Here is a 5,786-nt window from a genome sequence, read left to right on the forward strand (position 1 = left end):
GGAAACCCTGATCCATCAATACTTTGAGGCGTATGGACAGTGGATAAAGTGCCAGGAAATGGGGTAGCATCCTTCCTAAGTATGGCATCACCTTGCTCAGGGAAAATGTACCCTTGCTCCCCCAGCTCCCCCAGCTTCCCCAGCTCCCCCTCACCTCACCACTTATTCAGCAAGCCCTAAGTAGGTGGGGACAATTAAAGTTGTTATTTGTCTTATGTCTTATGTCATTCGTCTTATGTCATTGTTTTTTGATAAAATTGCCAGGTTTGTTCGATATCCTGTCTCATGCGCTGTCGCAACTCATTCGGGAACATGACTTCTACCTTGGGTCCCCAAGCGCGGAGTCGCATGATTACGGTATTGTCCTGTTGGCGATAGCGGAGGATGTAATAAGCCGCATCGGGATGGGCGTGAATATGGGCTAAAAGTTTTTGGGTATTGGGTAATTTTAAGTCCTTAATTAATGCCTGTGCTGCTTCAGAACTATCTAGTTTTTCAAAGGTCGGATGACGGAAGGAGTTGTCGATGTAACGCTGGGCAAAATCAGCATCAAACCGTAGCAGAGTTACATCAGATTTTTCATAGAAATCAAAGCCATAAGCGGCGTCTAATTCCTGTTGAATATAAGCAGGAGCATAGTTTTCCGGATAGTTGATAATGTCTGATTTTGAGAAAGGGAGATGGGCAGTATCCCAAGGCAGTTTTTGATACTTGCTTATCCGTTCTAAACGGTAGTTATACCATCCCACTGGCGCTTGGGTTGCTGTTTTCTGCGGTCTTTGACCAAAGGCGCAGAGGTAGTAAGCTCTCTGATAATAATATAGGCAAACTGGGTAAATGGTGTAGTTTTTAGTTTGATTTAAGGAAGCACTGTGATAGGCAATTTGCAGCGGTGGAGTAGGCGTCTCTTGCCAAATTTCTTTGAGGCGATCGGCTAAATCCGCTGAGGTTTCCCGCAATTCTTCCTTAACTACATAGTCATGATGGATAAATAAGCGTTGTTCGCCATTAATTTTTGTGAATAACAGTTGGGCAATAGTCGATACATCATTGGTAAAAAATCCTAAGGTTCCTTCATAGGAAAAATTAGGGTCGGTCGTGAATGGTTCAAGGATAGCAGCCGTTGACCGTTTGCGGAATTTGTGAATTGGCTTTTTGGTTGTTGTTTGGGGATTGATCAGTTGTCGCTCTAGGAACGGAGTTTTAAGTTGAGACAACTGAGTTAGGTGATTGCGTAAGGTACGGTCAGTTGCAGAAAAAATGGCAGTTGATAAGAGTTTGTCAATATCATTTTCCTCTAACGTATATCGAGATTTTAAGGTAGCAATGAATTGATTGGTGAAGGATTCGGTATATTCGGGAAATAGCCAATCGGAGAAAGAACGAGTTTTATAATGATCAACTTTTTCTTTGAACTTCTTTAACCAATCCGCACAGTTAAAGAGTTCAGTTTCAAATTCGATAAAGAAGTGACTATCGCGGTCATACAATGACCGGAGTATGACCCACCGCCGAGCGCCACAGGCTAAAAGTGTGAGGCAATTTTTGGATTGGGTTGGAGTCGATGGATGATTAGAAACTTGCAATAGTTCTGGTACAAGGGTTTCTAAGCAGTGGACGGTGGGCAGAAATTCTTCAGCAGACATGGAGTGATGGGAGGTAACGACTTTGTTTGTAGTGAGAACTTTAGTTCTCGCTTCGCCTATCTGGAGAGGGCTAAAGTTCCCTCACTACGAACCAATTCTAATCCACTAATTAAGGTGTGCCACGCCGCCATCGTGGGGAGAGCGTTCGCGAAGCGTTCCCGAAGGGTGGCGTAACGCACCTTAATCTTACGGGGAACAAAGCAGATCAATTAAGGATTGGGGGAGTTCTTCATAATGATCGAGCAAAAAATCCACGATTGTTAACTGGCGCAAGTCAACGGGTTGAGGGGAACGATGGTCTTGACCTCGGTTGAACCAACATTGAACGGTTCCCAGGGAACGAAAACAAATGTGAGAAATTTGCTCATAGGTGACACCCCATTTGGCATAAAACTTCTTGGGTGTCATCTTTAATTTACAGTAACAATATAGGTCAATGATGTATTGTTCTCGCTGAGTAATCGGGCGGGGATTGTGGGGTCTTTTGGGATGATAGCGTCCGGTTGGGGTACGCACCAGTAGAGGCTCTATTTCCTGATCCAAATGGGTGGGATAACGGTATAGGTTGTCCTCATCTTCATGGGGAGAATCGTTAAGTGTTGAGTGTGTAGGGGCGGGTTTAGGAACAAACAGGAATTGTTTTACCCAACTTGGTGGCAAAACCCGCCCGTCTTCTTGGGTTACGTCCTCTATTTCTTCACTGTGACGCAGAGTGTTTAAGGCACCAGCAATGAGTTTACCATTCAGGCTTTCGGTTAACTGCTGGATAAATAACGCCGCGATCGCATGAGCTTCAGCATCCGTTAGGTGCATTTGAGCCGCATCGAAGTCAATGTCGCTGTGGTGCTGGATCAACGAGAGGAGTTGGGCGATACCCAATTCCGCTAAGACTTGCTGGATAGGGGATTCAGGTGTATGGCTGGGGTCGAAGTTGGGGGAGAGGTGTGTCATGCTTTTTTCTTCTTTGATACTTAGTTTTTGTGTGTTTGTAACAATGTTATAACATAATGAGTAAAATAAAAACCCCTTTGTCAGCAATTAGACAAAAAAACGGCATCCTACTAAGTTTTGTAAGCAAGCCTCAAACCCTGACAAAGGACGAATGACGCACCGACTTAGAGGTTGGAAAGCCCCTATTCTTACTGCCTGCCATAGTAGAGACGTTGTATGCAACGTTTTTACCCAATGATGATCGAAAAGGAAGGTTAACTTATGTCAGGCTTAGTTGTTACACCGATGAATCAGGAACACCGAATCATGGCTTATTCAATACACCTTGAAGGCGATACTCTGAGAGTGGATTTTGCCAAAACTGATGAAGGGAAACCGATTCCGGCTGCTGGTGATGTCATCGTGCAAGATGTGCAGACTCGTGTGAGGCAAATGATTGCTTCTGGAGAACTTTCCGGGGGGAATCTGCTCAAGATTAATGGGCGGATTTCAGTGGGGGCGAGTTATACTCTGGCTCATGAGGTGGCGCACCTGTATCGAGTGGTTGCAGTGGCGGATACACGGTTGGGAGCTTATGTGGTGGTGAGTAGTACAACACCAGAGTATCCTTTGGCTGCGACCAAATTGTCCGCGATGTCAAGGCGCAGTTACAAGAATTAATTAATTCGGGGCAATTAACAGGCGGAAAACTGCTGAAAATCAATGGGCGTTCAACGGTGTTAGCGTCTTTTGTCCTAGCACTGGAACTGGCTCATCGCTATAGTGCGATCGCAGTCTTTGATCCGAAAATAGGCTATCGCGGTTTAGACCGTTATATTATCACGATTAGTCATACTCCAGATTACCAGGTGGGAGACCGGGTTGATATCAAGCGTGACCCCTGTCAGACGGTGAAAGTGGTGCTATGCGGCGCTCCCAATACGGGAAAAACTGTTTTTCGGGATGGGTTGAAAGAGGCAATTCTGGAGCGAGAGGATGTTCCCCAGGATTTTTACACCATTTCCGGTTGTCCGGATGGGGATGGTTCCTGGTTTGCACAAACAGCACAGAAGTATCCGGAGTTAGCGGCAGAATTAAAAGCTGAGTATAAGGCGAAGTTTACACCAGAATTTGCCCAGGACAAAGCGCGAACGGTTGACGTGATTAAAAACTCATTATTACTGTTTGATGTGGGGGGCAAGATAAGTGCAGAAAATGAGTTAATTATGGCTCAAGCTACCCATGCAGTGATTTTAGCTAAGTCGGAATCCGAGGTAGCCGATTGGCAAGGGTTTTGTCGCCAGCTAAATTTGACTGTGATTGCGATTATTTATAGTAGTCTTGATGCCACAACTGATACGATTCAAACCCAAACGCCGCAGTTAAGGGGAACAGTTCACCGACTGATTCGGGGTGAATCGGTGAAAACTCGTCCCATGATTCAAGAGTTGGCAAAGCAGTTAGTTGAGTTAGCTAGTTTGTAGTAAGGGTAGGGGCGCACCGATGTGCGCCCGTGTCAACTGAAGCTCAACCCCTCACCAGAAGCCCTCACCAGAAGCCCCTCTCCCAAGCTTGGGAGAGGGGAGCAAGAGGGGAATAAGAGAATCTGGTTCCCCTTCTCCCACCCCCCTCGTTCCCCCCTACAAGAGGGGGGAGGACAGAGGATGCTATCGCTTTTATTTCAAGGGAGAAGGGTTAGGGGATGAGGGGGAAATTTTGAGCAGTAGATAGACATAGCTGAAAACCTTACCAGCAAGCGAAGCCATGCCGCAGGCTTTGCATCTTGCTCGCTACTAATACCCAATTTAAATGCATGACAGCTTACTACCAGGAGAGAGGTTTTGAATGATAGGAATGGGAGCGATATTGGCACATTACATCAACCGTTTCTGGCAGAGGTAGAGACAGAATTGTCTCAGCCAAGAGAAGTGGATAACTCTGTTGTTCAAAAAAATAGTTGGCATCGAGAAATGGCGGCAATTTATCTGATAGAACAAGGCACGACAATTTATAAGGAGTACCAACGGTTTATTATTTATGTATCTGAGAAGCCGAAACTGGAAGTACCGATTCGAGAAGTGCAGCAAATTCTGGTGTTTGGCAATATTCAATTATCAACGCCAGTGATGCAAGTTTGTTTGCGAGAACAAATAGCGGTGGTATTTCTGAGTCAAAGTGGTCGCTATCACGGTCATTTATGGAGTTCTGAATTTCGGGATTTAGACCAGGAGTTGGTTCAAGTGAGACGGTGGGGTGATGCGGCGTTTCAGTTTCAGGTGTCTCAGGCAATTGTTTATGGTAAGTTGATGAATTCTAAGCAGCTTTTGTTGCGATTTAATCGGAAGCGCAAACTCCCGGATGTGGAACGGGCGATTATCGGGATTAATCAAGATATTGAGGCGTTGGAGTTTAGTGAAAGTTTGGATAGGTTGCGGGGTTATGAGGGGATAGGAGCGGCGAGGTATTTTCCGGCGTTGGGTCAGTTGATTACGAATTCTAGGTTTGAGTTTTCCTTGCGGAATCGCCAACCGCCGACTGATCCGGTGAATTCGTTGTTGAGTTTTGGGTATACGCTTTTGTTTAATAATGTTTTAGGGTTTATTATTGCGGAAGGGCTTTCTCCTTATTTGGGGAATTTTCATTATGGGGAACGGCAGAAACCCTATTTGGCGTTTGATTTGATGGAGGAGATGAGGTCAGTTGTTGTCGATAGCTTGGTTCTGAATATTGTTAATCATTCTTTATTCAAGCCCCAAGATTTTGACACGGTTCCTAGTACGGGAGGGGTTTATTTGAATCAATCAGCAAGGCGGGTCTTTCTCAAACAATTTGAAACCCGGATGAATGAAGAGGTTTCTCATCCCGATTTACAGTCAAAAGTCACCTATCGTCAAGCGATTCAATTACAGGTGAGGCGGTATAAACAGAGTTTGTTGTCTGGGGGTTTCCTATGAAGCTTTTTTAAGAGCGATGTAAATGGGGAACGGGGAATTATAAATTCTATTTCTTTGACTTCACACAACCCTACTTTCTGTGTTTGAATGTTTTTTGAGTTTGGAGCAGATGCGGCAGCTTTATGAAAAGGTGAAAAAGTTAGTTGAGCCAGTGGAGGATAATGTGCGATTTTACTGGATATCTGAGGAAGCGGTTTCGAGGGCGTTGGTGATTGGCTCAGAAGCACCCCAACCGCCGCCAAAGTATTATGTTATC

General features: G+C 45.1%; 5 protein-coding genes and 1 pseudogene. 4 read left to right on the top strand and 2 right to left on the bottom strand.

What is annotated here, in order from left to right; translation table 11 throughout:
• Positions 1–233: 233 nt before the first annotated feature.
• Both RH949_RS14810 and RH949_RS14815 read right to left on the bottom strand, forming a co-directional pair.
• A complete protein-coding gene (locus tag RH949_RS14810; protein WP_446354118.1) occupies positions 234–1,646 on the bottom strand; it encodes a TIGR03985 family CRISPR-associated protein in 1,413 nt (470 codons plus the stop codon).
• 186 nt (positions 1,647–1,832) lie between these two features.
• Positions 1,833–2,597: a hypothetical protein gene (locus RH949_RS14815; protein WP_006106297.1), complete on the bottom strand. Its 765-nt coding sequence runs from the start codon at positions 2,595–2,597 to the stop codon at positions 1,833–1,835.
• A 261-nt stretch (positions 2,598–2,858) separates the two neighbouring features.
• Between RH949_RS14815 and RH949_RS14820 the strand changes: the two genes are divergently transcribed.
• The 4 genes and pseudogenes from RH949_RS14820 to RH949_RS14835 all read left to right on the top strand — a co-directional run.
• Positions 2,859–3,257 carry a CRISPR-associated protein Csx3 gene (locus RH949_RS14820; RefSeq protein WP_446354120.1) on the top strand — a complete coding sequence of 133 codons (399 nt, stop codon included), beginning with the start codon at positions 2,859–2,861 and terminating at the stop codon, positions 3,255–3,257.
• 56 nt (positions 3,258–3,313) lie between these two features.
• Positions 3,314–4,060: a CRISPR-associated protein Csx3 gene (locus RH949_RS14825; RefSeq protein WP_446354122.1), complete on the top strand. Its 747-nt coding sequence runs from the start codon at positions 3,314–3,316 to the stop codon at positions 4,058–4,060.
• A gap of 357 nt (positions 4,061–4,417) precedes the next feature.
• Positions 4,418–5,530, top strand: a complete 1,113-nt coding sequence (cas1, locus tag RH949_RS14830) for a CRISPR-associated endonuclease Cas1 (protein WP_446354124.1) — start codon at positions 4,418–4,420, stop codon at positions 5,528–5,530.
• A 76-nt stretch (positions 5,531–5,606) separates the two neighbouring features.
• Positions 5,607–5,786, top strand: a pseudogene (locus RH949_RS14835) (CRISPR-associated endonuclease Cas2); the annotation flags it as partial.

The sequence above is a fragment of the Coleofasciculus sp. A1-SPW-01 genome (genome assembly GCF_040217205.1).
GTDB lineage: Bacteria > Cyanobacteriota > Cyanobacteriia > Cyanobacteriales > Coleofasciculaceae > Coleofasciculus > Coleofasciculus chthonoplastes_A.

Bases quoted from the DNA above. Each gene is read 5' to 3' on its own strand.
- RH949_RS14810 (WP_446354118.1), bottom strand. From the start codon at position 1,646: ATGTCTGCTGAAGAATTTCTGCCCACCGTCCACTGCTTAGAAACCCTT.
- RH949_RS14815 (WP_006106297.1), bottom strand. From the start codon at position 2,597: ATGACACACCTCTCCCCCAACTTCGACCCCAGCCATACACCTGAATCC.
- RH949_RS14820 (WP_446354120.1), top strand. From the start codon at position 2,859: ATGTCAGGCTTAGTTGTTACACCGATGAATCAGGAACACCGAATCATG.